We start from the raw sequence: 26,560 nt of genomic DNA, 5'->3' as shown, positions 1-26,560 counted from the left end.
AAAGATGTGACATTAACGTGTTGCTGGCCGATCTGCCACTATTTTCGGCGTAATAAACACCATCAGTTCGGTTTTTTCTTGACTGCGGCCCGTGCTGCGGAAAAAAACACCAAGTACGGGGATGTCGCCCAGCAGCGGCACCTTGCTGTCCGTGCCCCGCTCGGATTGCTGATAAATGCCGCCCAGTACCACCGTGCCGCCATCTTCCACCATCACTTGCGTGCGCACGTGCTTGGTGTCGATGGCGAAGCCGGAGCGGGTTTCCTGGCCCACGCTATCCTTGTTGACATCCACTTCCAGCACCACGTTGCCGTCCGGCGTGATCTGCGGCGTCACTTCCAGGCGCAGATTCGCCTTGCGGAAGGTGATCGACGTGGCGCCGCTGCTGGTGGCCACCTGGTACGGCAGCTCGATGCCCTGTTCGATCAGCGCCAGCACCTTGTCGGCCGTCACCACGCGGGGGCTGGAAATGATCTTGCCCCTGCCGTCCGCTTCCAGTGCGGACAATTCCAGGTTCAGAAAACGGTTGGCGGCCGCCGAAAACAGGCTCAGGGCGAAACTGGCCGGCTGCAAGCCATTGATACTGGCGGCCGGCAAGTTGACAAACTGCGTGTTCGGCACGAAGGCGCCGGCGCCGGCCACCGTTTGCCCCGTCGCCTCGCCCACGCCCTGGTAACTGCCGCCGATGGCCGCGCGGCGCCCGCTGCCGCCCAGGGAAAAGCCGGGCACCTGGCCCGCCGCCAGGCGCTGGTCCGTAAAACCCAGGCGCGCGCCCAGGTTGCGGCTGAAACTGTCATTCGCCTCGACGATGCGCGCCTCGATCATCACCTGCCGCGTGGCAATATCTGTCTTGGCGATCAGTTGACGGATCTGTTCCAGGCGCGCCGGCACGTCGGTGACGAACAGCTGATTCGTGCGCGGCTCGATCAGCACGCTGCCACGGCGCGACAGCAGGCGGCTGCGCCCTTCTCCCGCGTCCAGGCCGAACACCGTGCGGAACGCTTCGGCCTTCTGGTAATTGAGCTGGAAGATGGCTGACTGCAAGGGTTCCAGTTCGGCGATCTGCGCGCGCGTTTCGAGCTCCAGCTTTTCGCGCGCCAGCATTTCCTCGCGCGGCGCGATCCACAGCACGTTGCCATTGCGCCGCATGTCCAGTCCTTTCGCCTGCAGCAGCACGTCGAGCGCCTGGTCCCACGGCAAGTCGCGCAGACGCAAGGTCACGTTGCCCGCCACGCTGTCGCTGGCGACGATATTTTGCCCCGACGCATCGGCCAGGATGTGCAGGGCCGCGCGCACGCCTACGTTCTGGAAGTCGACGGAGATTTTCTCGCCGGCATACAAACGCGGCGCCGACACGTGCACCACGGCTTCCTGGGCAAGGCTGCTGGCGTGCAGACACAGCATGGCGGCCAGCAGCATGCGGCGCGGCCTCATGGCACCGCCTCGGGCAGGCTGGCCTTCGCAGCCGCCCCCGCCGCCTGCAAGGCCAGGCTGCCGCGCCGCTCGCGCCAGGGACCACCCGCCTCGCGCAGCAGTTCACGGTACTGCAGCGCCTGTTCACTGATATCCGTCACCACGCCGTGGTCTTGCCCCAGATACTGGCCCACCGCTACCCGGTACACGCGCTGACCCGCCAGCAGCAGCGCGCTCAGGCGCCCATCCTGTTGCACGCTGCCGACCATGCTGATGGCCGGCAAGGCCACGCTTTCCAGCGGTTCGCGCACGCGCCGCGGATCGGGCCCCGCCACGGCGCCCCGCTGCCCCGGCGCGCCGGCCGACGGCAAGGCGCCAAAAGGATCGGCCAGGGCGGCGGCCGCGTACGGCTGCGGCGCGACAGCGGCAAGCGGACGCCATGCCGCAGCGGCTGCGCCCGCCTTGGGCGCCAAGGCCTCTTGCGGGGCCCGCTCCCCCGCTGCAGGCAAGCGATACGCGTGCAGCACGGCATCGAGGGTCAGCAGACGATCCTTGCCGAGGGTCAAGGCCAGCCCATGCACCGTGACGATGCGCGGCAGGCGCGCCAGATCCGCCAGCAGCGCGCCCATGGCGTGGTAGCCGCCGCGCAACTGTATGGCGATCGGCAAGGCGACATACGGCGCTTGCGGCTGGGCCGCACCGGGCTTGAACAGGGAAAATTGCAGCCCGCGCGACTGGCCTGCGGCATTGATCTGCGTCAACAGCAGCGCCATCGCCTGCTGGTCGGGCAACTGCTGTTCCAGCAAGGCCAGCTCGGCGCCGGCCTGGCGCTGCTGTGCGCGCCAATGCGGCAACTGCTGCGCCCTGGCTTGCGCCGACTGATACGCGGCGCGCAAGCGGACCTCCTCGCCTTGCCCCGCCTGCATGGCCGCAAACAGTCCATCCAGCCACGCAAGGTGCAGCAGGGCCGCCGCCAGCGTGGCGGCCAGGGCGGCGCAAGCGAGGCGCGCGGGTAGCGGCCACAGCGACGCGATCTTCAAGCTCAGCATGATCAACCTCCAGGACTAGGGTGCCAAAGCCAGCCGTACCGTCCATTCCACGGCGCCATCGGCCGCGCCGCGCACTTCCACCAATTCCGGCCGGGACCAGGGCGCCGCCTGTTCTAGCCCCAGCAGCAATGCCGCGACCTTGTCCTGCGACGCAGCCTGCCCCTGCAAGCGCACCATCGCCGTTTCCTGGCGCACACTGTGCAAGGCTACGCCAGCCGGCATCGCCCGCGCCAGCGCGTCCAGCATGCGCACCCAGGCATTGCGTTGCTGTTGCAAACTGCCCATGGCTTGCTGGCGCAGCAGCAGCGCGGCCGTCTCGCCCTGCACCCGCTGGCCAACGACAAGCACGGCATCGACTTGCTGCATGGCACTACGCCAACCCTCCTGGCGGCGCAGTTGCGCGTCGAGCTGGTACCGTAGCCAGGCGCCCGTCGCCAGGGCCAGCAGCAATCCCAGCAGCACCCCGCCCGCTAGTTGCCACAGCAGCAACTGAATACGCCTGCGCCGTGCCGCGGGGCGATACGGCAACAGGTTGATGCGCTGCACTTGCGCCCGGACCGTCATCGGGCGTACCGGTGCAGGGCCAGGCCCCAGGCCAACTGGTAGGCCACGCCACCGTCTGGCAGGGCTTGCCACCCACCCTGCGCGAGCGCCGCCTGCATGGCCATTGCCTCGCTATCCATGACGACGGCCTGCAAGCCCGCCGCCGTGGCCGCATCGAGACGGCGCTGTACGCTGGCGCGCCGCGCCGCCACCAGCAGCACGTCGACCTCCTTGCCTGTTGCGCCAGCCAGCGGCGGCGCGGGGCCGAGTATGAAAAAATCCAGGCTGGCGTCTTCCAGCACAAACGGCATGTATTGGGCCGCTTCCAGTTCCACGAGGATTTCCAGCTGTTCCTCCGGCAATCCGGCGGGCAGGCGGATCGCATGCGTGATCAGGGCCGTGGCCGGCATGGCCAGCGCCACCCGCGTGCAGGCGCTGCCACTGTCGCGGAGGGCCTGGCGCAAGGCATCGGCCAGGCCCTCCGTGTCCTCGACATTGCCTTCCAGTATCACGCCGGGCGTCAGCGCGGCGGCGCCGCAATGCCGGCACGACAATCTTCCCCGCCGGCGCCTCAACTCGACCACGCGCACGGCATCGTCCGCGATGTCGACGCCCAGCAAGCCGATGCCAAGAAAATTGCTGATGGACATGTTTTTCATAGAGAAACGTCAGCGTGGGAGAGGTTCCTGCCATCCGACAGCCTAGTCCCGGCGGCGCCGGCTTGTAAATGGATTTCAGGCCGGAGTCTGCGGCGCGCGACACCTATCTGGCCGGGCCGTGATCTGGCGCAGAATAATTGTTACCAAATCCTGGTTGCCAGCGGGCCAATACACGCTTATATAGAGTATCGGCAAGTTTCGACACTCCCCCCGGCTAGCGCCACGGCGCGCTGCCACCCCGGCAAGCTCGCTTATAATTGGCCGGCATAATTAACCGAAAGACATACGACGCATGACATCTTCAAAATCCGCTGGCCCCGCTGGCTCGAAGCCGCCCACCAAGGGCAGCAAACCCAAACGTTTCCTGCTGATGGCCCTGGTATCGCTGCTGGGCCTGGGCATCGTCGGCGTCTTGCTGGTGGTCTTTGGCCTGGCCATGGCGTATCCGAACCTGCCGGCGCTCGATACCTTGACCGATTACAAGCCAAAGATGCCGCTGCGCGTGTTCACGTCCGACAGTGTGCTGATCGGCGAGTTCGGCGAAGAGCGGCGCAACATGGTGCACATCAAGGATATTCCCGATGTCATGAAGAAAGCCGTGCTGGCCATCGAGGATGACCGCTTCTATGAGCATGGCGGCGTCGATTACCTGGGCATCACGCGTGCGGCCCTGCACAACCTGACGGGCGGCGCCAAGCAAGGCGCATCGACCATCACGCAGCAGGTGGCGCGCAATTTCTTCCTGTCCAGCGAACAGACCCTGAAACGCAAGGCGTATGAAGTCTTGCTGGCCTGGAAGATCGAGAAAAACCTCAGCAAGGACCAGATCCTCGAGGTATATATGAACCAGATTTATCTGGGACAGCGCGCCTACGGCTTCGCCTCGGCCGCACAAATCTATTTCGGCAAGAACATCCAGGATCTCACCGTGGCGGAAGCGGCCATGCTGGCCGGCTTGCCGAAAGCGCCGTCGGCCTACAACCCCGTCGTCAATCCGAAACGCGCGCGCATGCGCCAGCAATACATCCTGCAACGCATGGCCCAGCTGGGCTACATCACGCCGGCGCAGTACGAAGAAGCGAAAAATGAAGAGCTGAAAGTGAAAACCGACAGCAGCGCCTTCGGCGTGCATGCGGAATACGTGTCGGAAATGGCGCGCCAGCTGGTCTACGAGCAATTCAAGGAAGATACCTATACGCGCGGCCTGAACGTCTACACCACCATCACCAAGGCCGACCAGGACGCCGCCTACATCGCCTTGCGCAAGGGCGTGATGGATTACGAGAAACGCCACGGCTACCGCGGCCCGGAAGCGTATATCGAGATTCCAAAAACCAAGGCAGAAGCCGATGACGCGATCGAGACGGAACTGGCCGACCATCCGGACAGCGACGACATCATCGCCGCCATGGTGCTGCAAGCGTCGCCCAAATCCTTGCAGGCCGTCACCTCGGCCGGCGAGGAAATCACGATTACCGGCCCCGGCCTGACCTTCGGCGCGGCCTGGCTGTCGGAAAAAGCGGCGCCGAACCGCCGCATCAAGCGCGGCGCCGTGATCCGCGTCATGCAGGAAGGCAATACCTGGGTCTTGACGCAGATGCCGGAAGTGCAATCGGCGTTCGTCTCGGCCAGCACCACAGACGGCGCCATCCGCGCCATGGTGGGCGGCTTCGATTACAACCGCAACAAGTTCAACCACGTCACGCAGGCATGGCGCCAGCCCGGTTCGGCCTTCAAGCCCTTCATCTATTCCGCATCGCTGGAACGGGGCCTGTCGCCGGCCACCATCATCAACGATGCGCCGATTTCGTTCGACGCGGGCCAGACGGGCGGCCAGGCGTGGGAACCGAAGAACTACGACAGCAAATACGATGGCCCGATGACCATGCGCAAGGGCTTGATGAAATCGAAAAACATGATTTCCATCCGTATCCTGCACAAGATCGGCGCCAAGTATGGCCAGGAATACGCGACGCGCTTCGGCTTTGACGCGGACAAGAACCCGCCCTACCTGACCCTGGCCCTGGGCGCAGGCAACGTGACGCCGCTGCAGATGGCGGGCGCGTATGCCGTGTTCGCCAATGGCGGCTACAAGATCAACCCGTATCTGATCGCCAAGGTGACCGATAGCGACGGCAATGTCTTGTCGCAAGCCAAGCCGGACCTGGCGGGCGAGGAAGCCAACCGCGTCATCGACGAGCGCAATGCCTTCATGATGAACAGCATGCTCAACGACGTCGTGCGCTTCGGCACCGCGAACAAGGCCATGGCCTTGAAGCGCCCCGACCTGGCCGGCAAGACGGGCACGACCAACGATTCCATCGACGCCTGGTTCGCCGGCTACCAGGCCAAGCTGGTGGGCATCGCCTGGATCGGCTACGACCAGCCGCGCAACCTGGGCAACCGGGAAACGGGCGGCGGCCTGGCCTTGCCGATCTGGATCAGCTACATGGCGAAAGCCCTGAAAAGCATACCCGTCGAGGAACGCGCCGTGCCGGAAGGCCTGATCCACGTGGGCGACGAGTATTACTATGCGGAAAATCCGCCGGGCACGGGCGTAGGCAGCCTGGAAGGCGCGGCGCGCGGCACGCCGGAGGAAGAAAAAGCGAAAGAAGCCGTCAAGAACGAACTGTTTTAAGATCGTTTGATGCAAAAAGGGCAGACTGAAGAGTCTGCCCTTTTTTATGGCGCGCCGCTAAGACAATTACGTCAATACGACTGCCGTGCCTGCCTGCTCGCTGGCCATGGCCGACAGGGCCGCAAACAGTTCCGAGCCGTCGCGCGTGTTGCGCCACTCGTCGCCAACTCTCTTGTAGTGAAAGCCGCCGGAACGGGCCGCTACCCACATCTCGCGCATGGGGGCCTGGCTGTTGACGATGATTTTCGTGCCGTTATCGATGAATTCGATTTCCAGCACATTGCCGCTGCGGCTGCATTCGACGTCGAGCACGTCTTCATCGTTCAGCCGGTCCAGCGCCGCCTCGATCTGGGTCAGGGTGGCTTCGGCCAGGGCCAGGAATTCCGATTCGCTCATGCTACACTCCAAAGATCTTAATCAAACCGTGATTCTAATCGTGAAGTCATCCTCAGCGTTTTATATCGGCACCGCCATTGTGGTTTCTAGCGTCCTGGCCGGCTGCGGCCAGCCCGGCCCCCTGTACCTACCCAAGCCGCCAGCGGCCAAGGGCGCGCCGGCAAAAGGCCCGGTCGAACCGGCGCCCGTGCCGCCGCCACCGGTCATCGTGCCAGCCACCTAAACGGCACGCACCGGGGTGGCTGCGTTGGCCGCCCTGGCGCTTTTGACTCGCTTGCTCCAGGCGAAATACGCGCGAATTAGCAGCAGTAGCGCGACGATGGAGCCGAACAGTATCGGTTGCGCGAAATTGTGCTTGCCCGCCTTCATCCACCAGAAGTGCAGGATGCCCAGCGGCGCGATGATGTAGATCAAGCGGTGCAGCCACTGCCAGCGCTTACCCCCCAGGCGTTTGACCATGCCATTCGTGCTCGTCACGGCCAGCGGGATCAGCAGCACGAAAGCGATGAAACCCACGGTGATGAACGGCCGCTTGAGTACATCCTTCCACATTTCCTGTATATCAAAGAAGTGATCGAACCATAAAAAGGTGGTGAAGTGCAGTGTCGCGTAGAAAAACGCGAACAAGCCCAGCATGCGCCGCAGCTTGATCAGCCAATTCCATTGCGTGAAGCGCCGCAAGGGCGTAACCGCCAGGCTGATGCACAGGAAATACAGGGTCCAGTCGCCCGTGCCGCGCGTGATGAATTCCAACGGCTCCACCAGTTGCCCCGTGTACGTCAGCCAGACCATGCGGACAAACGGCAGCAGCGCCAGCAAGAAGATCAGGCTTTTGAATAGCGACAATTGTCTCGGCGTGGGGTTGAGGGCCATGGTCTTTCCTTAAAAGAACTTCTTCAGGTCCATGCCCGCGTACAAGGAAGCGACATCGTTGTAGCCATTGAACATCAGGGTCTTGCGCTTGCGCGTGAGAAAGCCGTCTTCGCCGATGCGCCGCTCGGAAGCCTGCGACCAGCGCGGATGATCAACGTTCGGGTTCACATTCGAGTAAAAACCGTATTCGGACGGCGCCGACAGGTTCCAGGACGTGCGCGGCTGTTCCTTGACGAAACGGATCTTGACGATGGATTTGGCGGACTTGAAACCATATTTCCACGGCAACACCATGCGCACGGGCGCGCCATTCTGGTTCGGCAAGGTTTCGCCATACATGCCCAGGGTCAACAGCGCCAGCGGATGGTTCGCTTCATCGATGCGCAAGCCTTCCGTATACGGCCATTGCAGCACGCGGCTGCCCACGCCCGGCATCTGTTTCTTGTCGGCCAGAGTGATGAATTCCACGTACTTGGCATTGCCCGTCGGCTCGACCTTCTTGATGATTTCCGAGAAGGAATAACCGACCCACGGGATGACCATCGACCAGCCTTCCACGCAGCGCAGCCGGTAGACGCGCTCTTCCAGCGGCGCCAGCTTCAGCAGCGCGTCCAGATCCAGGGTCATCGGCTTTTTCACTTCGCCTTCGATGCTGACCGTCCACGGACGCGGGCGCAGGGTGCCCGCGTTTTGTGCCGGATCGCTCTTGTCCGTGCCGAATTCGTAGAAATTGTTGTAGCTGGTGGCGTCTTTATAGGCCGTCTGCTTTTCCAGCGCCGAATAGGCGGGATTCAGTTTAGCAGCCAGCTTGGGATTGGTGCCTTGCGCGAAGGCTTCGCGGCTAGCCATTTCCAGCAAGGCCGCACTGGACATCGTGCCCAGCGCCACTTGCTTGATGAAACTGCGGCGCGATTCAAACACGGCGCGCGGCGTGATTTCGGAAGAATACGGCAACTCAATGCCGTTGGGACTGCGCTTGATCAACATGGCGGCTCCGGGAAAAGGTGATTATTTGTACCTTACACCAGTTTTCCCGGGCCGTTCATGACGCTTCTGTCATGCAAAAAACAATTAAAGCTTGCCGTAAGAATGCAAACCAGAAAGGAACATATTCACGCCCAGGAAGGCAAACGTCGTCACCAGCAAGCCCACCAGCGCCCACCACGAGGCGACGCGGCCGCGCAAGCCTGTCATCAGGCGCATGTGCAGCCAGGCTGCATAGTTGAGCCAGACGATCAGCGCCCACGTTTCTTTCGGGTCCCACGACCAGTAGCCGCCCCATGCTTCGGCCGCCCACAGGGCGCCCAGGATGGTCGCTACCGTGAAGAAAGCGAAGCCCACGGAAATGGCCTTGTACATGACGTCGTCGAGCACTTCCAGCGACGGCAGGCGGTCGACCAGGTAGCCGCTCGATTTGAGCAGGTAAGCCGCCGCCACCATGGCCGACAGGGCGAAGGTGCCGTAGCCGATGAAGTTGGCCGGTACGTGGATCTTCATCCACCAGCTTTGCAGGGCCGGCACCAGCGGCTGGATTTCGGCCGCGTCGCGCGTGACCGTGTACCACATCAGGAACACGACGGCCGCCGAAATGACCAGCATGACGAAGGCGCCCAGCTGGCGCGTCGCGTAATGCTGCTCGTAATACAGGTAGAACATGGCCGTGATCAAGGAAAACAGGATGAACACTTCATACAGGTTCGACACGGGAATATGGCCCACGTCGGCGCCGATCAGGTAAGACTCGTACCAGCGCACCAGCATGCCCGTCAGACCCAGCACCACGCCGGCCCAGCACAGCAGGGAGCCGACGGACGAGCCAAATTCCGAACGCGCCACCAGGCCGATCCAGTAGAACAGGGTCGACAGCACGAACAGGGTGCCCATCCACAGGATGGCGGACTGGCTCGACAAGATGTATTTCAGGAAGAATTTCTGATTCGCCATCTCCAGGTGGCCCGCGTACAGCTCGATGGCGAACAGCGACAGCACGGCTGCCACGGGGATCAGCCAGCGCACGGGCTTCCAGTACCAGCCCAGCCACGCGAACGTGGGCGCCGCGGCCAGCAAGATGGCTTTTTCATAGATATCCATGAAGGCGCCAAAGCGCATCAGACCGAACAGGGAGGCTGCCAGCAAGCCGGCGCCGTACAGCCAATCGATCAGGCTCAGGCGCTTGAAAAATCCCGGTTCCTGCGTATATATTTGCTTGTTTGCCAATTCCATCATTTTCTCCATTCCCGGCGACGCGCAAGCGTCCCGGACACAGCGCAGCTTACGCCGATTGCGGCAGCTTTGCCTTCAAGTTCTCAAATTCTTTTTCAAAATCCAGGGTCTTGCGTTGCGTGCTCATGGCCATCAAGGCCTCGCTGCCGCCCTCGCCATCCTTGATCCACACCCACAGGCGACGCTCGCGGATATAAAACATGGAAAATACGCCGATCACGAGGAACAGGCAACCGAGGTAAACGACGCTCTTGCCTGGCGACCGCGTCACTTGCAGCACGGACGCCTTGATTTCCGTAAAGTCGTCGAGTTGCAGATACACGGGCGCGCCATAGAAGAAGCTGTCGGACAGCGCATTCGTGGCCAGCTGCAGGAAGCGGCCGTGCTTGTCATCGGCCTCGATAGCCTTCAAGCCATCCTGGGCGCGCGCCGCCTGCCACAAGTCCCACAGGCTGCCATTCAAGATCTTCATGAAGATATCGGCCGCTTTTTCTTGCTCGGCGGCAGGAATTTTCTCCAGGAAACGTGAAATGGCGAGGAAACCGCCCTCTTGTCCATTGCCGGCAAAGATGCCCAGGCTCTTCGCCGCCGATTCCTGCAACTGGCTGCGCAAGGCTTCCGCGCCCGCCTGCGGCATGGCGCGCGCCGCATAGCGCGTGGCGGCTTGCTGGCGCAGCGCGGGATCTTGCAGCGCGGCACGCAAGCGCATCCATTCGTTCACGCTGTAATTGTCATCGGCGGGAATGCGCAGATAGCTGAACGGATCGCTGGGGTTGACGCGCATGCCGGCCAGGAACACCGTCGTGCCATCCACGGCGACCGGCTGCATATAGTTCTGGTACTCGCGCGCCTGGCCCGTCTTGTCGCGCAATTTGTATTGCACCGAGGGGCCCACGTTCTTGAGATCCTTGTTGTTCGCGTTCTTCGCGGCGGAACCGAGGCGCTTGTCCAGGCCGACGGCGAATTTATCGTTAAAACTTTCCGCCTTGTTGACGGCGCGCACATCCTGGCCCGCGCTGAGGTTTTCCACGTTGAAGGGACGGAAACCCGACCATTCCACCGTGTAGGAATTGCCATCGCTGCGCTCGAGCGGCGTGCTGCCGCCCACTTCGCCGCCGATATCGAAGCGTTTCGTCGTCTTGCCCGTCATCGGATAACCCGTCAACTTGAGCTTGCTGCCACCATCCTCAAAGCTGGACTGGTACAGGGCCAGGCCCTTGTACAGCAGCGGCTGGTTGACTTTGATGGTTGCTGGGAAACTTTCCCCCGTCGCATGGTCGGTGACGACCACGTCGCTGGCAAACAGCTTCGGCATGCCCGTGCTGTAAAAATCGATGTGGAATTTCTTCAACAAGATCGTGATGGGCAAATCCTGGATCAGCACGCCATCGGCCTGGGGAATGATGGCCGTGTTGCTCGACGAGCCTTCCGGGATCATGGTATTGCCGCGGAAAGTGGGGTTCGACAGGCTCAGGCGGTGCTGGGCGGGAATGTCGGCGATCACGCCGCTGCCGGAAAACGGCGTCTTGCCAAAGAACCATTGCTGTACGCGGATCGGCATTTCCGAGTCGAGCAAGCCGCCCACACAGATGATGACGATGGCGCCGTGGGCAAAGATATAGCCCCATTTATTGGCGGCGCCCCGCTTGGCGGCCACCAGGGTGGCGTTGTCCTTCTCGACCACCTTGGCCCCGTAACCGGCGTCTTTCAGGCGCATCACCATCTGCTGCGCCAGCACGGCGCGCGGCAGCGGCGCCTGCCATTCCAGCTTGTGGTGGAAATTGCGCAGCGATTGCTCGCGCACATTGTCGCGCCAGCTGCGCATGTCCTTGAGCATCTTCGGCGCATTGCGCACGATGCACAGCGAGGTCGAGGCGACGAGGAAACCCATGATCACGAGGAACCACCAGGCCGAATACACGGAATACAGGCTCAGCTTGTCGAAAACGGTGAACCAGAACGGCCCGAACTGGTTGACATAATTGGGCATGGGCTCGTTTTGCTTGAGCACGGTGCCGATGATGGACGCGACGGCGATCAGGGTCAGCAGGCTGATGGCAAAGCGCATTGACGAGACCAGCTCGACGAATTCAGCCAGGCTGCGGCGTTGGGTCTTTAACTCGATTCCGGTCGTGCCTGTGCTCATACGTGGATACTCATACGGGATATGCAATCTTCAAGAAAATGTGGCATGGAGCTGATAGTTTCTCCGCGCAAGGCGGCAGCATACTCCTGTTTGGCCCTTGCCATAAAAAAGGGCAGCCTGTTGAGACGGCCGCCCTCGTTCATGCGCGCTGGTGCGCCTGGCAATCTCTTGCCACTATGAAAACTTACTTCAGGCCGGCGATGTAATCGGCAACGGCGGCGATCTCGTCATCCGACATGCGGGCGGCGATGGTGTGCATTTGCGCGCTGTTCTTGCGGGCATCAGCCTTGGTGCTGCGGAACATGGTCAGCTGGGCCACCGTGTAATCCTGGTGCTGGCCGGCGATGCGCGGGTACTGGACGGGAATGCCATTGCCCGTCGCGCCATGACAGCTGGCGCAGGCGGCAACTTGCTTGGAAGCAATACCACCACGGTAGATTTTCTTGCCCAGGTCGATCGTATCCTTGTTTTTCGCGGCACCCGGCTTGGACAGCTGCGCGCCCAGGTAGGCGGCGATATTCTTCTTGTCGGCGTCGCTGAGCATCTTGGCATAGGTCGTCATGACGGGCTGGTTGCGCTCCGGCGTGGTGAAATCGACCAATTGCTTGTAGATATAGCTTTCGTGCTGGCCAGCCAGCTTCGGATTGACCGTGATGGTCGAATTGCCGGCCGCGCCATGGCAGGAGACGCAGGCAGGCAAGCCGCGTGCCGCATCGCCATCGGCGTACAGGGTGGCGCCCTTGGCGGCGTCGGCCTTGACGGCCGGTTTCGCTGCTTCGACCGCGGAGGCAGTTGCCGATACAGCCAGCAATGCGAGCAGCATGGATTTGATAAACGGTGAAAACGCACGATTCATTCAGGCACCCTGAGACAGTGAGAAATTAGTGGTGGACATTGCCGCGCCCTGTGGATTTTTGCTTTATTTTCAGGGCCGCAAACCGCATCGCTGCTACGCCGGCAACAATAAACAACCCCTTATTGTACAATAGCTTCTTGGCGTTATCGCTCCCTTATCGCTCCCTTTTGTTGCTTTACTACTCCCATGTCAAAACTCTGGCAAGCCCGCTTCTTTACGACCGTCAACCAATTGCGTGACCTGCCCGATACCACGGTGCCGGAAATCGCCTTTGCCGGCCGCTCCAATGCCGGTAAATCGACCGCCATCAACATCTTGTGTAATCAGAAAGGCTTGGCGTTCGCCTCCAAGACACCTGGCCGTACCCAGCACATCAACTACTTCTCCATCGGCGGCGCCCACGTGGCGCAGCACCGCAAGGATGCCACCATCGTCGAAGAGATCGAATGCCTGCTGGTCGACTTGCCGGGCTACGGCTACGCGGAAGTATCGGGCTCGGCCAAATTGCACTGGCAGCGCCTGCTGGGCGACTACGTGCAGCGCCGCGAGCAATTGGCGGGTTTGATCCTGATCATGGATTCGCGCCGCCCGTTCACCGACCTGGACATTCAAATGCTGGAATGGTTCGCCCCAACGGGCAAGCCGATCCACTGCATCCTGACCAAGGTCGATAAGCTGAACCGGAATGAATCCGTGAATGCCTTGCGCCAGGCGAAAGCCAAGCTCGACAGCTATGTGGATGAAGACGGCGTCGGCTTCCCGTTCACCGTGCAACTGTTCTCGGCCTTGAAACGCGTCGGCATCGACGAAGCCAACGACAAGATCATGGAACTGGCCGGCATCAGCGAAGACGGCGCGGCCCAGATGGTCGAATTGATCGACATGGAAGACGACGTCGAGCCGGAATCGGATAAACCGGCTTGATCGAGATCAACGCTGCGTAAAAAAGGCTGCCCGTTCACACGGTGCAGCCTTTTTTATTGCCGTCAATTTTCCGAGCGCCTAGCGCCGTCCCGGCCCTGGCCGTTTCTCGGAAAAGAATTCCTGGCGCAGGAAAGCCATCAGCTCGGCCGTGTCTTCCACGCGGGCGCTGAGGTTGACGTTACGTCCCAGGCGGCGCGATTCCCACACGAAGTCGCCCGGTTTCTCGGCACGGATCAGCTGGATCATCTTCTTCAGGATGGCCGTTTCGATATCGGGCTCATTGCCCAGCTCCACTTTTTCCTGCTTCAGCCAGTTGCGCTTGAAGTTGCCATTCCAGCCCTTGAACTTGACTTCCGCGCTGAACGAGGTCTGGTTGACGATGGAAAACACGCCGCCCGAATCCTCGCGGTCGCTGCCGGAATTGCGTCCCTGGGCGCCGGCGATATTCGCCTTGGCCACGCGCATGGCGCGGTCGTTTTCGCTTTCCTCGGCCGGCGGCGCGGGATTTTGCGCCTGACGCTGCTTGCGGCGCTGCTCGATCATCGAACTCATGTCTTCAGCGGGCGGCGGCGGCAACGGCACTTTCGACACCAGCGGGGGCGTGAAGGTTTCCAGTTTCGGCTTGTCGCGCGGCACGTCTTTCGTGACCACGCGCTTGCTCGGCGCCGGTGGCGGTTTGACCTTGGCCACTTTCGTGTCCTTCGGTTTCGGCGTGGGTTTCGGTTGCGGCTTCGGTTGCGGCTTGTCTTTCAGCGGCGCAATGTAGACCATCGCGCTTTCCTTCTTCGGCGGCGGGATCTTTTCGATCTTGTCGCTACGAAATAGGACATACGCCGCCAGCAGCACGTGCAGCAAGACGGACACGCCGAGCGCCACCTTGCGCATGGTGCTGGTCTTGGACCCGTAGGCCGGTGGTGGCTGGATGACTTGCCCGCAGGTGGGGCAAACATCGGAATCGGCAGCCATCAAATGGGTCGTGTCATGCAAAATGAATCGTGCTTTCTGTGTAGCGACAAAAGTAATCTTACAGGGCAGCCATAGTGCCAGAGTCCCTTGCTTTTGGGAACACTTCCTCGGCATTTCCAACCCGAAGCGTACAGGATAGCGACATTCCTTGCAGCGGTATCAGCGTACCCTAGCCGTCTCTTGACGGTTGTTACCGTATGTATCACGGCCCATACAAAACCGGCGCCGCATTCACTTAGGAACGGGCGCCGGTGCTGGCCGTGTGGCGGATCAGGCCTTGTTGTCGAGCGCCACCAATTGCTCGTCCGTCAACGGTCCCGTGCCGCTGTACTTGTCCAGGAACAGATAGATCACGGGGGTGATGAACAAGGTAATCACTTGCGAAAAGAGCAAGCCGCCGACCACCGCCAGGCCCAGCGGCTGGCGCAGCTCGGCGCCGGCGCCCAGGCCCAGGGCGATCGGCAAGGCGCCCATCAAGGCCGCCGCCGACGTCATCATGATGGGGCGGAAACGCAGGATGCAAGCCTGGCGGATGGCCTCCGCCGGCGCCAGCCCGTCGTTGCGCTGCGCATGCAGGGCGAAGTCGATCATCATGATCGCATTTTTCTTGACGATGCCGATCAGCATCAAAATGCCGATGATGGCGATCATGGTCAGGTCCATGCCGAACAGGCGCAGGGTCAGCAGCGCCCCCACAGCTGCCGATGGCAAGCCGGCCAGGATGGTCAGCGGGTGGATATAGCTTTCATACAACACGCCGAGCAGCACGTAGATCACGGCCAGCGCGGCAATGATGAGGATGATCTGGCTGGACTGCGAGCTCTGGAACACGGCCGCGTCGCCGCCGTAACGCGTGATGATGGAGGCCGGCAAGCTCATGTCCTTGGCCATCGCGTCGATCTTGCCCGTGGCGATGCCCAGCGGCACGTCCGGCGCCAGGTTGAAGGCGATGGTAACAGCCTGCAACTGCCCCTGGTGATTCACGGACGTGGGCCCGATCGTGCGTTCCACGTAGGCAATACTCGACAGTTTCACCAGTTCGCCCGTCTTGCTGCGCACGGACACGCGCGTGAGCGCATCGTCGTACTGGCGGTCTGCCGTGGCCGCTTCCAGGATCACGTAATAGCTGGCTGCCGACGAATAGATGGTCGACACTTGCCGCTCGCCAAAGGCGCTGTACAGGGCCGTGCGGATGTCGGACATTTGCACGCCCAGCAAATTGGCCTTGTCGCGGTCGATCCTGAGCGACGCCTGCAAGCCCTTGATCTGGGAATCGCTGGTAACGTCGCGGAAGGCGGGATCCGTGCGCATGCCAGCAATAAACTTTTCCGCCCAGTCATTCAAGGCGTCGGGACTGACGCTTTGCAAGGTGTACTGGTAGCGGCTCTTGCTCTGGCGTCCGCCCAGCTGCAAGTTTTGCACGGGCCGGAAATACACGGCCATGCCGGGCACGGTGCTCGTCGCGCGGCGCAGGTTTTCCAGCACCACGGGCATTTTCGGCCGCTCGTTGCGAGGTTTCAAGACCATGAACATGCGTCCCGTGTTGCCGCCGCCGACGAACGAGGTCACATCCTGCACGCTGGGGTCCGCCTTGAGCACGGCCGCCACGCGGGCTTGCAAATCCTGCAGTGCCGCCGAGGAAATGTCTTCCGACGCTTCCGTATTGACCTGGATCTGGCCCAGATCTTCTTCCGGGAAGAAACCTTTCGGTATCGTGGCGTACAACAGCACCGTCAGCGCAAAGGTACACACGGCAATGAACAGCACCACGTTGCGGTGCGCCAGGGCCTTGTCGAGCAGATGCACGTAACCGTTGCGCAACTTCGTGAAACCCGCTTCGAAATGGCGGCCGATGAAGGTTTTTTCGCCGTGGCTGGGGTCGCTGTCATTGTGCTCGCGCGAATCGGCCGGCAGGAAGCGGCTGGCCAGCATCGGCACCAGGGTCAGCGAGACGATGGCGGACACCAGCACGGCCAGCGAGACGACAACGGCGAACTCATGGAACAACAAGCCGATCACGCCCGGCATGAAGAAGATGGGGATGAACACGGCCACCAGCGAGACGGAAATCGAGATGATGGTAAAGCCCATCTCTTTCGCCCCTTCCAGGGCCGCGCGTATCGGTTTCTTGCCCATCTCGATATGCCGCACGATGTTTTCCAGCACCACGATGGCATCGTCGACGACCAAGCCGACGGCCAGGGTAATGCCCAGCAGCGAGACGTTGTCGAGGCTGTAGCCGAGCCAGTACAGCAGGGCCAGGGCGCCCAGCAGGGAAATCGGCATGGTGACGGCTGGAATGAAGGTGGCGGCCGCGCGGTGCAGGAACAGGAAGATCACCAGCACCACCAGCACCACCGTCAGGGCCAAGGTCAAATTGACGTCGTGGATGGCTTCGCGTATCGACAGCGAACGGTCGTTAACCAGACTGATCTGTATCGATTGCGGCAATTGTTCCTTGAACCCTGGCAACAAACGGCGCACGCCATCGACCACTTGCACGGTGTTGGCATCCGGTTGGCGCTGCACCATCAGGCTGATCGAGCGCTCACCGTTGAAACTGCCGACGGCCTTGATCGATTGAAAGCTGTCCTCCACCTCGGCCACGTCCTTCAGGCGCACGGGCTGGCCGTTGCGGCTGGCGACGATCAGTTCGGCAAAATCGGCCGCTTTCATCATTTGCGGATTGCCCTGGATGGTCAGGGTCTGGCTCGGGCCGTCAAGGATGCCCAGCGGGGAATTCGTGTTCGAGGTGCGCAAGGCGGTAGCCAGCTCGTCCATCGTCAGGTTGCGCGCATTCATCAGGTCGGCACGGGCGCGCACGCGTACGGCAAAGCGCTTCTGGCCATTCACGATCACCTGGGCCACGCCAGGCAGGGTCGACAGGCTCGGGGCGATCAGGTTTTCCGCATAATCGTTGAGATCCGACAAGTTCAGCGATGGCGACGTCATCTGGATGAACAGCACCGGCGCATCGGCGGGATTGACCTTGCGGTAGGATGGCAAATCCGTCATTTCCGTCGGCAACTGGCGCTGCGCGCGCAGCAGCGCGGCTTGCACGTCGACGGCCGCCTCGTTGACATTGATGCTGGCGTCAAATTCCAGGGTCAGCGAGGTATTGCCCAGCGTGCTCGTGGACGTGATCAGGCTGAGGCCGGAAATGGTGGAAAATTGCTTTTCCAGTGGCAAGGCCACCGACGAGGCCATGGTTTCCGGGCTGGCGCCGGCCAGGTCGGCACTGACGTTGATGACGGGCGTGTTGTAGCTCGGCAAGGCCGCCACGGGAATTTGCAGATAGGCCAGCACGCCGGCCAGGATGATGGAGAGGGACAGCAACACCACCATGACGGGGCGGCGGATGCTCAGTTCGGACAGGTTCATGCTGGCTTGCCCTGCGGTGCGGCGGCGCCATCGGCGGCCTTGTGTTTTTCCGCCAGGCGCACCTTGCTGCCTGGACGCAAGTTCTGCTTGCCATCGACGATGACTTTTTCATCGCCTGCCAGGCCGGTGACGACGGCGCTCGGCCCGAACGCGTACACCCGGGTAATCTTGCGCATCTTGGCCGTACTGTCCGCCTCCATCGAGTACACGAAGGTGCCGGAAGTACTCGTGATGATGGCGTTTTGCGGGATCACCAGCGCATCCTTGAGGGTGCGCACGGTCAGCTGCGTATTCACGTACTGGCCTGGCCACAAATCGGTGCCGCCATTATTGAAACGGGCCTTGATCCGGATCACGCCGGTGGCGGAATCGACGGCATTGTCGATAAAGTTCAGTTTGCCGTCGAGCTGCTTGCCGCCCGCATCGGACAACAGCGCCGTGACAGGCACCTCGCCCGCCTTTTGCGCCGCCAGCAAGCCGGACAGGCTGCTTTCCGGCAAGGTGAACGACACGTCGATCGGGTCGAGCTGGGTGATGCTGGTGAGCGACGTGGTCGGCTGCACCAGGCTGCCCGCATAGACATTGATGGCCCCTACCCTGCCCGCCTGCGGCGCGCGCAGGACGGTGTAGCTGGAATCCACCTGGGCGGCGCGCAAGGCGGCCTGGTCGGCAGCCAGCAAGGCGCGTGCCGCGTCGAGCTGGCTTTGCAGGGTATCGACGGCGCCCTGGGCAATAAAGTTCTTGCTCAGCAAATCCTGGCTGCGCTTGAGCTGGCGCTCGAGGTCCTGCACCGAGGCGCGGTCGCGCAAGACCTGCGCCTGCGCCTTGTCGACATTCGCGTGTTCGCTGCGCGCATCGAGAGTGAACATCAGCTCGCCCTGCTTGACGAACTGGCCTTCGCGGATATGCACCTTGGTAATCGTGCTGGTCGTCTGCGGGTGCAAGTCGACGCTGCTGATCGGCATCACGCTGCCATTGGCTTGCAGCACCATCGGCACATCCTGGCGCACCGGAACGACCACGCTCACCGTCGTCGGCGCTTGTCCGCCCTTGCCCCCTTTACCATCCTGCCCACCGCTCGCCGCGCCGGGCTGATGATTGAAATACCAGATGCCGCCGCCGATACACAGGGCCGCACCCACGAGGATTGCCAGACTAGTCTTTTTCATTGTTCTGTCACGCTGTCGCAGCGCAGGGCTGCAGGTTGAAGGTAGTTGCCAGGGGGGCATAAAGCACAATATTGTCGCACGGAAATGCTCACTTTCCTGCGTAATACTCGGGCACGATGAGGGTGACTTCCAGTCCACCGTCGACATGATTAAGCAGTGAAACCGTGGCGCCATGCTGTTCGGCGATATTGCGCGCGATGGTCAGGCCCAGGCCCGTGCCGCCCGATTCGCGCGAACGCGAAGTCTCGATGCGGTAAAACGGTTCGAACACTTTAGCCAATTGATCTGGCGCAATGCCTGGCCCCCCGTCGCGGATGCGGATGCGCGCGGCACCCGGGATGCGCTCGACGGCAACTTGCGCGTACAGGCCATATTTGACGGCATTGTCGATCAAGTTCACCAGGCAGCGCCGCATGGCGATCGGACGCGCCATCAAGGCCATACCTGCCTGCCCATTCAGGGTGACTTTCTGGCCGGCATCAGCCGCGTCGGAACAGACGCTATCCAACAGGGAATCGAGATCCAGCGCCTGCATCGCTTCCGTGCTATCCATCGAGCGGGCCAGGTCTAGCCCTTCCTTGACCATGCTCTGCATGGCTGACAGGTCGCCTACCAAGCGGTCATACAATTCCGTATCGGCCACTTTTTCCAGGCGCAAACGCAAGCGCGTCAGCGGCGTCTGCAAGTCGTGCGTGATGGCCGCCAGCATCTGTGTCCGCTGGGAAATATGCTGGCGGATGCGCGCCTGCATGGCATTGAAGGCGGCGCTGGCCTGGCGGATCTCGCTGGCGCCCGACAGGGTCAGCGGCGGATGGTTGATATCGTTGCCCAGGTCTTTCGCCGCCTGCGCCAGCTGCTTGAGCGGGCGCATGGTCATGCGCGTGACCAGGTAGGCGAGGATGGCGATGCTGATCAGGAAAGGCAGCAAGGTCATCCAGTCGTTGTGTTCGTTGAACGGCGGCTGCTGGCGCGGCGGCAAGACCATCAGGCGCAGCACGTGGCCATCCTGCATGCGCACGTCGAGGTTTTCGCACGTGCCGCCCCATGGCTTGGCGGCAAACATGCCCGGCGTCTGGCGCGGTTTGACGCAGGCGGCCGGGCGTTCGGCCAGCGCGCTGACCTTGAAACCTTCGCCCAGCTTGGCTTGCAGCGCGGTGGAAAACTCCGTCGGCGCGCCGGGCGTATGTTCCGTTTCGGGACGCAGTTCCAGGCGCACGCTGCCCTTGTTGGCCACTTTCAGGTAGGCGGCGCGCGAGGCCAGCGGCACCACGTCGGCCGCCATTACCAGCTGCTCGGCCCGCTCGACGGCGTGGTAGTCGCGGTATTGCTCGATGGCGCGCTGGCGTTCGCCCACGGCCAGCCACTGCGTCAGCGCGGCCGACGCGACGATGCCGATCAGCAGGAACATGAAGACGCGGCCCGTCATCGACCCCAGGAAGGCCTTCACGCGTGCGGCTCCACATTGACCTGGCCGGCCAGCACGTAGCCGCCGTTGCGCACGGTCTTGATGATTTGCGGCAAGCGGGCATCTTCACCGAGCTTTTGCCGCAGGCGGCTGATCTGGATATCGATCGAGCGGTCGAACGGGTCGGCGTCGCGCCCCTGCGTCAGGTTCAGCAGCTGGTCGCGGTTGAGCACGCGGTTCGGGTGTTCCAGGAACACGCGCAGCAAGCGGAACTCCGCGCCCGACAGCATGATCACGAGGCCGCTGGGATTGAGCAGGTGGCGCGCCGTCAAGTCCAGGGTCCAGCCGGAAAAACGGATTTGCTGCGCCTTGTCCGATGGCACGTTCGACGGCATGGCATGGCTGCGGCGCAGCACGCTGCGTATGCGCGCCAGCAATTCACGCGGTTCGAACGGTTTCGGCAAGTAATCGTCGGCGCCCATTTCCAGGCCCAGGATGCGGTCCAGCGGTTCATTGCGCGCCGTCAACATGATCACCGGCACAGTCGATTGGGCGCGCAGCTTGCGGCACAGGGTCAGGCCATCGTCGCCGGGCAGATTCAAGTCCAGCACGATCAAGTCGGGCCGCGTTTCGTCGAGGATTTTCCACATGGCAGTGCCATCTGCCGCGCCCAGGGTGCGGTAGGCGTTCGTTTCCAGGTAGTCCGCCAGCAAGCTGCGGATATCGCGGTCATCGTCGACGATGAGAATTGTAGAAGTGGGTTCCATGGTACGAATTATCCCCACTTCCCCCGGCCTTGCACAGCGCATTTGTATCGTCTTGTATATAGGAGACCCGAAGAAACATATAGATACAAACTGTCTGGCAGCGGACACTTCGGGGAAACATGGCGCGTCCAACATGGATTCATGTGCAGCAGCATGTACATCCCTCACTTTTACAAAGGAATCCAGATGAACGCCTCAATGACAACCTTGCGCAAGAATTTGATCATCACCATGAGCGTACTCGGCATGGGTGCGGCATCGCTGACCGTCCACGCCCAGGAAGCGGCCGCCAGCGCGCCTGCCGCCAGCACCAAGATGCAACATGAAGGCCACCGCGGCGGCAACCCGGCCGAGCGCATGGCCAAGTACCAGGCCCGCCTGCACGACAAACTGAAGCTGACGGCCGCGCAGGAACCGGCCTGGGCCACTTTCACGGCCGCCAATGCGCCGAAAAAACCGATGGGCGACTGGAAAGCCAAGCGCGAAGCGATGGCCAAGCTGTCGGCGCCGGAACGCATGGAGCAATGGATCGCCATGTCGAAGGAGCGCATCGCGAACCAGGAAAGCCGCCTGGCCTCGCTGAAAACCTTTTATGCCGTGCTGACCCCGGAGCAAAAGAAGGTGTTTGACGACAGCGTGCCTGGCGGCAAGCACGGCGGCCACCGCGGTGGGCACCATGGCGGTCACGACGGCATGCAGCAGCATCCCAAAGCCGGCTAAGTTGTAGCGGGTGTAAACACAGAAAAAGCCTGCAATGCAGGCTTTTTCTTATTGGCGAGACAAGTGACCGCTTACTGCCCGTCGAGCTTGCGCAACGAGGTCAGGAAGGTGGCGGCGTTCTGGAAGCCGATCACACGCGACTGGGCGATTTCCTGCCCCTGCGGGTTGAACATGATGATGCCCGGCGGGCCGAACAGCTGAAAACGTTTCAGCATGGCCTTGTCGTCAGCATCATTGGCCGTCACGTCCACTTGCAGCAGCACGGCTTGCCCCATCTTCTCGCGCACGGCGGGATCGACGAAGGTCAGTTTTTCCATTTCGATGCAGGACACGCACCAGTCCGCATAAAAGTCCAGCAGGGCCGGCTTGCCGTTCAACTGCGCCAGCGCCGCATCGAGCTGCGCCACGGTCTTTACGCGCATAAACGGCTGCGCATGCACTTGCCCGCCGCCGAGGTGGGCCAGCGGCGCCAGCGGATCGCGGCCACCGCTGGCCACGCCCACCAGTTGCATCGCGCCCAGCACGGCAAACACGAGGCCGAATGCCTTGGCGATCCAGGCATTCTTCGCGCCGCTCTTGCCCACCAGCAAATACATGCCGTAGCCGACGAACAGCACCGTCCAGCCCAGCATCTGCACGGCGCCCGGCAGCACGGGCGAGACCAGCCACCAGGCCACGCCCAGCTGCAGTACGCCAAAGAAGCGCTTGACAGCGTCCATCCAGGCGCCGGCGCGGGGCAGCAGGGTGCCGGCCGACACGCCGACCAACAGCAGAGGTACGCTCATGCCCACCGCCATGGCAAACAAGGCGCTGCCGCCGATGACGACGTCGCGCGTCTGGCTGATGTACAGCAAGGCGCCGGCCAGCGGCGCGGCCACGCAGGGCCCCACGATCAGGGCGGAAATGGCGCCCATGACGAACACGCCCGCCAGGCGGCCCGACGATTGCTGGTTCGACACGGACGTCAGCTTGCCTTGCAGGAAAGCCGGCACTTGCAGCTCATACAAGCCGAACATCGACAGCGCCAGGCCCGCCATCAGCAGGGCAAAGAAGCCCAGCACCCACGGGTTTTGCAGCTGGGCCGCCAAGCCTTCGCCCGCCAGGCCGGCCGCCACGCCCAGCGCCGTGTAGACTATGGCCATGCCCAGCGCGTACGTCAGCGACAGCAGCAAGCCGCGCGAACGGCTGACCTTGGCGCCATCGCCGATGATGATCGACGACAAAATCGGCACCATCGGCAGCACGCACGGCGTAAATGCCAGGCCCAGGCCCAGCAGCATGAACAGGGGCACGATGACGAGCAGCTTGCCGCCCTTCAGGGCCGCTTCGATCTTGCCCGTCTCGCTTTGCGCGGGCGCAGGGCTAGCCGCCACAGGCGCTGCCGCTACCGGCTCGGGCGTGCTGGTGATATTGGCCTGGGGAATGCTCATCACGGACACGCCAGGCGACGCCTGCGCCTGCGGGCCGTTGACGGCGGCCGTGTCGACTGCCGGCGCGGCCGGCAAGGCGAATTTCGACGGCAAGCCGCCCGGCGCCATGCTCTGGCCGCCGCCACCGCCCACCAGCTGAGCCGTGGCATCCTGCGGCGCATAGCACAGGCCCTTGTCCGAGCAGCCCTGGCCCGTCGCCTTCAGGGTGAACGCGCCGGCCGCTTCCACGGGAATGGTGATGGTGAGGGTCTGGCGGAAGGTTTCCACGTTCTTCTGGAAAGTGTCGTCGAACTTGACCTTGCCCTTCGGATACACGGGCGTACCCAGCTTGGCGCCCACGGCTTCGAACTTGAAGCGCTCGTGGTACATATAGTAGCCATCGGCAATCACATAGGTGACGGCGATGGTGGACGGGTCCTGCATGCGGGCGGAAAATTTAAACGCCAGCTCGGGGTCGAGGAATTCATCGTCGGCGCGGGCCTGGGTGGCGCCAAAGACGGCCATGGCCAGCAGCATACAGGTGGCAAGCCAGATCAGCAGTTGATGTAGGGGAGCGGCGCGCGCGGTGGCGCTGGAAGGGAAACGGGACATGAACAACCTTTTTCTGCGGCATCAGCTGTGCCATTCGACAAGAGTCGCGCGGAGCGGGCAGCGCTTGTGCCGGGCCGGCGCGAAAGAAGAATAGTACACCGCAGCAAGGATAGCTGCAGCAGAAAACAAAAAAGCCAGGCTAGGCCTGGCTTTCTTAGATGCAATTACTGGGATTACTCGCCAGCAACTTCAACTGCTTCGGTCGTATCTGGACGATCCATCAGTTCAACGAACGCCATAGGAGCGTTATCGCCGACGCGGAAACCCATTTTCAGGATACGCACATAACCACCGTTACGGTTGGCGAAACGTGGGCCCAGTTCAGCGAACAGTTTGACGACCATTTCACGGTCGCGCAGGCGGTTGAAGGCCAGACGCTTGTTTGCCAGGGAGTCGGTTTTGCCCAGGGTCAGAATTGGCTCGACAACGCGGCGCAGTTCTTTTGCTTTTGGCAGGGTGGTTTTGATCGCTTCGTGACGCAGCAGCGATACTGTCATGTTGCGCAGCATTGCCAGACGGTGGGACGAGGTACGATTCAGTTTACGGAGGCCGTGACCGTGACGCATGATAAATCCTTTCGGTGAGTGTTTAAATTCCAGCTCTTCGATCAATGAGGCAGAAGCTTCATCGCGGGCCGGTTTGGTGCTACAAAATAAAAGCCTGGGACACCTGTCCCAGGCAGTTTGCTACAACTACGTATTACTTTTCCAGGCCGGCAGGCGGCCAGTTTTCCAGCTTCATGCCCAAGGTCAAGCCGCGCGATGCCAGCACTTCCTTGATTTCGTTCAGGGACTTGCGGCCCAGGTTTGGCGTTTTCAGCAGTTCGTTTTCCGAACGTTGGATCAGGTCGCCGATGTAGTAAATGTTTTCCGCTTTCAGGCAGTTCGCCGAACGCACGGTCAACTCCAGGTCGTCGACTGGACGCAACAGGATAGGATCGACCAGCGGAGCGCGCGATGGCGCTTCGGCGGCGGCTTCCGTGCCTTCCAGGGCAGCGAACACATTCAACTGGTCCACCAGGACGCGGGCCGACTGGCGGATCGCTTCTTCCGGCGAGATCACGCCGTTGGTTTCGATGTTGATGATCAGCTTGTCCAAGTCGGTACGCTGTTCAACGCGGGCCGATTCAACGAAGTACGATACACGGCGCACTGGCGAGAACGACGCATCGAGGATGATGCGGCCGATGGTCTTGTTCGTGTCTTCCGACAGGCGACGCACGTTACCAGGAACGTAGCCGCGGCCTTTTTCAACCTTGATCTGCATGTCCAGCTTGCCACCAGCGGTCAGGTGGGCGATCACGTGGTCAGGGTTGATCAGTTCGACGTCATGCGGCAGGTCGATGTCGGAGGCCAGGATGGCGCCTTCGCCTTCTTTTTTCAGGGTCAGGGTTACCGAATCGCGGTTGTGGACTTTGAAAACCACACCCTTCAAGTTCAGCAACAGATCGACGACGTCTTCTTGCACGCCATCGAGGGAGGAATATTCGTGGACGACGCCAGCGATCGTCACTTCGGTCGGCGCGTAGCCTACCATCGACGACAGCAGAACGCGGCGCAACGCGTTACCCAATGTGTGGCCGTAGCCGCGCTCGAACGGTTCCATCACGACCTTGGCGTGACCTGCACCGAGAGCTTCAACATCGATAATACGTGGCTTCAACAAACTGTTTTGCATGAAATGTCCTTTTCAATACCCTCGGCTCATTACACCGATAAGGCTGATGGCATTAGTAAAACGCCCACTCAAGAAAGTGAGTGGGCGGGAGTCTTGCTAACTACTATTAACGCGAGTACAGCTCGACGATCAGCGATTCGTTGACGTCGTTAGCGATTTCGTTACGCTCTGGCAGGGACTTGAAGGTGCCTTCCATTTTCTTGGCATCAACCGAAACCCAGCTAGGCATACCAACTTGTTCAGCCAGCGACAGTGCTTCAACGATACGCACTTGCTTTTTCGATTTTTCACGAACAGCAACGATGTCGCCAACTTTGACTGCGTACGAAGCGATGTTCACAACGATACCGTTCACGGTGAACGCTTTGTGGCTGACCAATTGACGCGCTTCAGCGCGGGTCGAGCCAAAGCCCATGCGGTAGCAAACGTTGTCCAGACGCGTTTCCAGCAACTTCAACAGCGTTTCGCCGGTGTTGCCTTTACGACGGTCTGCTTCAGCGAAGTAGCGGCGGAATTGACGTTCCAGCACGCCGTACATGCGCTTGACTTTTTGCTTTTCGCGCAGTTGGTTACCGTAGTCCGAGGTGCGGGCGCCGGATTTGACACCGTGCTGGCCTGGCTTGACGTCCAGTTTGCACTTGCTGTCCAGCGAGCGACGTGCGCTCTTCAGGAACAGGTCTGTACCTTCACGGCGGGAAAGTTTTGCTTTAGGTCCGATATAACGTGCCACGATA

At 61.6% G+C, this 26,560-nt stretch carries 22 protein-coding genes and 1 pseudogene; 4 read left to right on the top strand and 19 right to left on the bottom strand.

Going from position 1 to position 26,560, the window contains the following annotated elements; genetic code table 11:
• Positions 1-12 precede the first annotated feature (12 nt).
• The 4 genes and pseudogenes from O3301_RS13705 to pilM all read right to left on the bottom strand — a co-directional run.
• Positions 13-1,338: pseudogene (locus O3301_RS13705) on the bottom strand (type IV pilus secretin PilQ); the annotation flags it as partial.
• 92 nt (positions 1,339-1,430) lie between these two features.
• Positions 1,431-2,462: a pilus assembly protein PilP gene (locus O3301_RS13700; RefSeq protein ID WP_305056618.1), complete on the bottom strand. Its 1,032-nt coding sequence runs from the start codon at positions 2,460-2,462 to the stop codon at positions 1,431-1,433.
• 15 nt (positions 2,463-2,477) lie between these two features.
• Positions 2,478-3,026, bottom strand: coding sequence for a PilN domain-containing protein (locus tag O3301_RS13695; protein WP_305056617.1), 549 nt, complete (start codon positions 3,024-3,026; stop codon positions 2,478-2,480).
• Positions 3,023-3,655 (bottom strand): pilus assembly protein PilM, encoded by a 633-nt coding sequence (gene pilM / locus O3301_RS13690; RefSeq protein WP_305056616.1) that lies wholly within the window; start codon positions 3,653-3,655, stop codon positions 3,023-3,025. The genes O3301_RS13695 and pilM overlap by 4 nt, the downstream gene beginning before the upstream one ends.
• Positions 3,656-3,956: 301 nt before the next feature.
• Here pilM and O3301_RS13685 point away from each other — a divergent pair, with 301 nt between their 5' ends.
• On the top strand, positions 3,957-6,302 hold the full coding sequence (locus O3301_RS13685) for a penicillin-binding protein 1A (RefSeq protein WP_077398866.1): 2,346 nt from the start codon (positions 3,957-3,959) through the stop codon (positions 6,300-6,302).
• 66 nt (positions 6,303-6,368) lie between these two features.
• On the opposite strand, the gene cyaY is transcribed toward O3301_RS13685, so the two are convergent.
• On the bottom strand, positions 6,369-6,698 hold the full coding sequence (gene cyaY, locus O3301_RS13680; protein WP_305056615.1) for an iron donor protein CyaY: 330 nt from the start codon (positions 6,696-6,698) through the stop codon (positions 6,369-6,371).
• Here cyaY and O3301_RS13675 point away from each other — a divergent pair.
• On the top strand, positions 6,697-6,921 hold the full coding sequence (locus O3301_RS13675) for a lipoprotein (protein ID WP_099378447.1): 225 nt from the start codon (positions 6,697-6,699) through the stop codon (positions 6,919-6,921). The genes cyaY and O3301_RS13675 overlap by 2 nt on opposite strands.
• On the opposite strand, the gene O3301_RS13670 is transcribed toward O3301_RS13675, so the two are convergent.
• The 5 genes from O3301_RS13670 to O3301_RS13650 all read right to left on the bottom strand — a co-directional run bounded on the left by O3301_RS13670 (position 6,918) and on the right by O3301_RS13650 (position 12,796).
• Positions 6,918-7,571, bottom strand: coding sequence for a sulfite oxidase heme-binding subunit YedZ (locus O3301_RS13670; protein WP_305056614.1), 654 nt, complete (start codon positions 7,569-7,571; stop codon positions 6,918-6,920). The genes O3301_RS13675 and O3301_RS13670 overlap by 4 nt on opposite strands.
• Before the next feature lie 9 nt (positions 7,572-7,580).
• A complete protein-coding gene (gene msrP / locus O3301_RS13665) occupies positions 7,581-8,558 on the bottom strand; it encodes a protein-methionine-sulfoxide reductase catalytic subunit MsrP (RefSeq protein WP_099665732.1) in 978 nt (325 codons plus the stop codon).
• 84 nt (positions 8,559-8,642) lie between these two features.
• Complete coding sequence (gene ccsB / locus O3301_RS13660) at positions 8,643-9,794, bottom strand: c-type cytochrome biogenesis protein CcsB (RefSeq protein ID WP_034753239.1); 1,152 nt, start codon at positions 9,792-9,794, stop codon at positions 8,643-8,645.
• Positions 9,795-9,843: 49 nt separating this feature from the next.
• Positions 9,844-11,940 carry a cytochrome c biogenesis protein ResB gene (locus O3301_RS13655; protein ID WP_289905789.1) on the bottom strand — a complete coding sequence of 699 codons (2,097 nt, stop codon included), beginning with the start codon at positions 11,938-11,940 and terminating at the stop codon, positions 9,844-9,846.
• A 184-nt stretch (positions 11,941-12,124) separates the two neighbouring features.
• Positions 12,125-12,796, bottom strand: coding sequence for a cytochrome c (locus O3301_RS13650; RefSeq protein WP_289905790.1), 672 nt, complete (start codon positions 12,794-12,796; stop codon positions 12,125-12,127).
• A 186-nt stretch (positions 12,797-12,982) separates the two neighbouring features.
• On the opposite strand from O3301_RS13650, the gene yihA reads away from it, so the two are divergent.
• Positions 12,983-13,720: a ribosome biogenesis GTP-binding protein YihA/YsxC gene (gene yihA / locus O3301_RS13645; RefSeq protein ID WP_077398853.1), complete on the top strand. Its 738-nt coding sequence runs from the start codon at positions 12,983-12,985 to the stop codon at positions 13,718-13,720.
• A 78-nt stretch (positions 13,721-13,798) separates the two neighbouring features.
• Here the strand turns inward: yihA and O3301_RS13640 are convergent, their stop codons facing one another.
• From O3301_RS13640 to O3301_RS13620, 5 genes are all read right to left on the bottom strand, one after another.
• Positions 13,799-14,686, bottom strand: coding sequence for a hypothetical protein (locus tag O3301_RS13640; protein ID WP_305056613.1), 888 nt, complete (start codon positions 14,684-14,686; stop codon positions 13,799-13,801).
• Between the two features lie 270 nt (positions 14,687-14,956).
• On the bottom strand, positions 14,957-18,067 hold the full coding sequence (locus O3301_RS13635) for an efflux RND transporter permease subunit (RefSeq protein ID WP_251349391.1): 3,111 nt from the start codon (positions 18,065-18,067) through the stop codon (positions 14,957-14,959).
• Positions 18,064-19,236: an efflux RND transporter periplasmic adaptor subunit gene (locus O3301_RS13630; protein ID WP_251349392.1), complete on the bottom strand. Its 1,173-nt coding sequence runs from the start codon at positions 19,234-19,236 to the stop codon at positions 18,064-18,066. The genes O3301_RS13635 and O3301_RS13630 overlap by 4 nt, the downstream gene beginning before the upstream one ends.
• 88 nt (positions 19,237-19,324) lie before the next feature.
• Positions 19,325-20,683, bottom strand: coding sequence for an ATP-binding protein (locus O3301_RS13625; protein WP_099665736.1), 1,359 nt, complete (start codon positions 20,681-20,683; stop codon positions 19,325-19,327).
• The gene (locus O3301_RS13620) at positions 20,680-21,408 is read right to left on the bottom strand and encodes a response regulator (RefSeq protein ID WP_034753223.1); all 729 of its coding nucleotides are present in this window, start codon (positions 21,406-21,408) and stop codon (positions 20,680-20,682) included. The genes O3301_RS13625 and O3301_RS13620 overlap by 4 nt, the downstream gene beginning before the upstream one ends.
• 186 nt (positions 21,409-21,594) lie before the next feature.
• Between O3301_RS13620 and O3301_RS13615 the strand changes: the two genes are divergently transcribed.
• Entirely contained in the window at positions 21,595-22,128 is a 534-nt protein-coding gene (locus O3301_RS13615; RefSeq protein ID WP_289919464.1) for a Spy/CpxP family protein refolding chaperone, read from the top strand.
• 71 nt (positions 22,129-22,199) lie between these two features.
• Here the strand turns inward: O3301_RS13615 and dsbD are convergent, their stop codons facing one another.
• The 4 genes from dsbD to rpsD form a co-directional block, all read right to left on the bottom strand.
• Entirely contained in the window at positions 22,200-24,149 is a 1,950-nt protein-coding gene (dsbD, locus tag O3301_RS13610) for a protein-disulfide reductase DsbD (protein WP_305056612.1), read from the bottom strand.
• A 173-nt stretch (positions 24,150-24,322) separates the two neighbouring features.
• A complete protein-coding gene (gene rplQ / locus O3301_RS13605) occupies positions 24,323-24,715 on the bottom strand; it encodes a 50S ribosomal protein L17 (protein WP_034753219.1) in 393 nt (130 codons plus the stop codon).
• Between the two features lie 133 nt (positions 24,716-24,848).
• Complete coding sequence (rpoA, locus tag O3301_RS13600; RefSeq protein WP_008444343.1) at positions 24,849-25,826, bottom strand: DNA-directed RNA polymerase subunit alpha; 978 nt, start codon at positions 25,824-25,826, stop codon at positions 24,849-24,851.
• A gap of 106 nt (positions 25,827-25,932) precedes the next feature.
• Positions 25,933-26,556 (bottom strand): 30S ribosomal protein S4, encoded by a 624-nt coding sequence (rpsD, locus tag O3301_RS13595; RefSeq protein WP_010394478.1) that lies wholly within the window; start codon positions 26,554-26,556, stop codon positions 25,933-25,935.
• Between the last annotated feature and the right edge of the window lie 4 nt (positions 26,557-26,560).

Source organism: Janthinobacterium sp. SUN211 (assembly GCF_030587315.1).
Lineage (GTDB): Bacteria > Pseudomonadota > Gammaproteobacteria > Burkholderiales > Burkholderiaceae_D > Janthinobacterium > Janthinobacterium kumbetense.
Note: the sequence above shows the minus strand (reverse complement) of the source record. Positions and strands in the feature narration are given on the sequence as shown.

What these genes read in the sequence shown, in the direction of transcription:
- O3301_RS13650 (WP_289905790.1), bottom strand. Translation starts at nt 12,796, where the DNA reads ATGAATCGTGCGTTTTCACCGTTTATCAAATCCATGCTGCTCGCATTG.
- O3301_RS13620 (WP_034753223.1), bottom strand. Translation starts at nt 21,408, where the DNA reads ATGGAACCCACTTCTACAATTCTCATCGTCGACGATGACCGCGATATC.
- cyaY (WP_305056615.1), bottom strand. Translation starts at nt 6,698, where the DNA reads ATGAGCGAATCGGAATTCCTGGCCCTGGCCGAAGCCACCCTGACCCAG.
- O3301_RS13630 (WP_251349392.1), bottom strand. Translation starts at nt 19,236, where the DNA reads ATGAAAAAGACTAGTCTGGCAATCCTCGTGGGTGCGGCCCTGTGTATC.
- O3301_RS13700 (WP_305056618.1), bottom strand. Translation starts at nt 2,462, where the DNA reads ATGCTGAGCTTGAAGATCGCGTCGCTGTGGCCGCTACCCGCGCGCCTC.
- O3301_RS13640 (WP_305056613.1), bottom strand. Translation starts at nt 14,686, where the DNA reads ATGGCTGCCGATTCCGATGTTTGCCCCACCTGCGGGCAAGTCATCCAG.
- O3301_RS13675 (WP_099378447.1), top strand. Translation starts at nt 6,697, where the DNA reads ATGCTACACTCCAAAGATCTTAATCAAACCGTGATTCTAATCGTGAAG.
- O3301_RS13670 (WP_305056614.1), bottom strand. Translation starts at nt 7,571, where the DNA reads ATGGCCCTCAACCCCACGCCGAGACAATTGTCGCTATTCAAAAGCCTG.
- O3301_RS13695 (WP_305056617.1), bottom strand. Translation starts at nt 3,026, where the DNA reads ATGACGGTCCGGGCGCAAGTGCAGCGCATCAACCTGTTGCCGTATCGC.
- rpoA (WP_008444343.1), bottom strand. Translation starts at nt 25,826, where the DNA reads ATGCAAAACAGTTTGTTGAAGCCACGTATTATCGATGTTGAAGCTCTC.
- msrP (WP_099665732.1), bottom strand. Translation starts at nt 8,558, where the DNA reads ATGTTGATCAAGCGCAGTCCCAACGGCATTGAGTTGCCGTATTCTTCC.
- O3301_RS13615 (WP_289919464.1), top strand. Translation starts at nt 21,595, where the DNA reads ATGAACGCCTCAATGACAACCTTGCGCAAGAATTTGATCATCACCATG.
- pilM (WP_305056616.1), bottom strand. Translation starts at nt 3,655, where the DNA reads ATGTCCATCAGCAATTTTCTTGGCATCGGCTTGCTGGGCGTCGACATC.
- O3301_RS13655 (WP_289905789.1), bottom strand. Translation starts at nt 11,940, where the DNA reads ATGAGCACAGGCACGACCGGAATCGAGTTAAAGACCCAACGCCGCAGC.
- ccsB (WP_034753239.1), bottom strand. Translation starts at nt 9,794, where the DNA reads ATGGAATTGGCAAACAAGCAAATATATACGCAGGAACCGGGATTTTTC.
- rplQ (WP_034753219.1), bottom strand. Translation starts at nt 24,715, where the DNA reads ATGCGTCACGGTCACGGCCTCCGTAAACTGAATCGTACCTCGTCCCAC.
- O3301_RS13685 (WP_077398866.1), top strand. Translation starts at nt 3,957, where the DNA reads ATGACATCTTCAAAATCCGCTGGCCCCGCTGGCTCGAAGCCGCCCACC.
- dsbD (WP_305056612.1), bottom strand. Translation starts at nt 24,149, where the DNA reads ATGTCCCGTTTCCCTTCCAGCGCCACCGCGCGCGCCGCTCCCCTACAT.
- O3301_RS13635 (WP_251349391.1), bottom strand. Translation starts at nt 18,067, where the DNA reads ATGAACCTGTCCGAACTGAGCATCCGCCGCCCCGTCATGGTGGTGTTG.
- yihA (WP_077398853.1), top strand. Translation starts at nt 12,983, where the DNA reads ATGTCAAAACTCTGGCAAGCCCGCTTCTTTACGACCGTCAACCAATTG.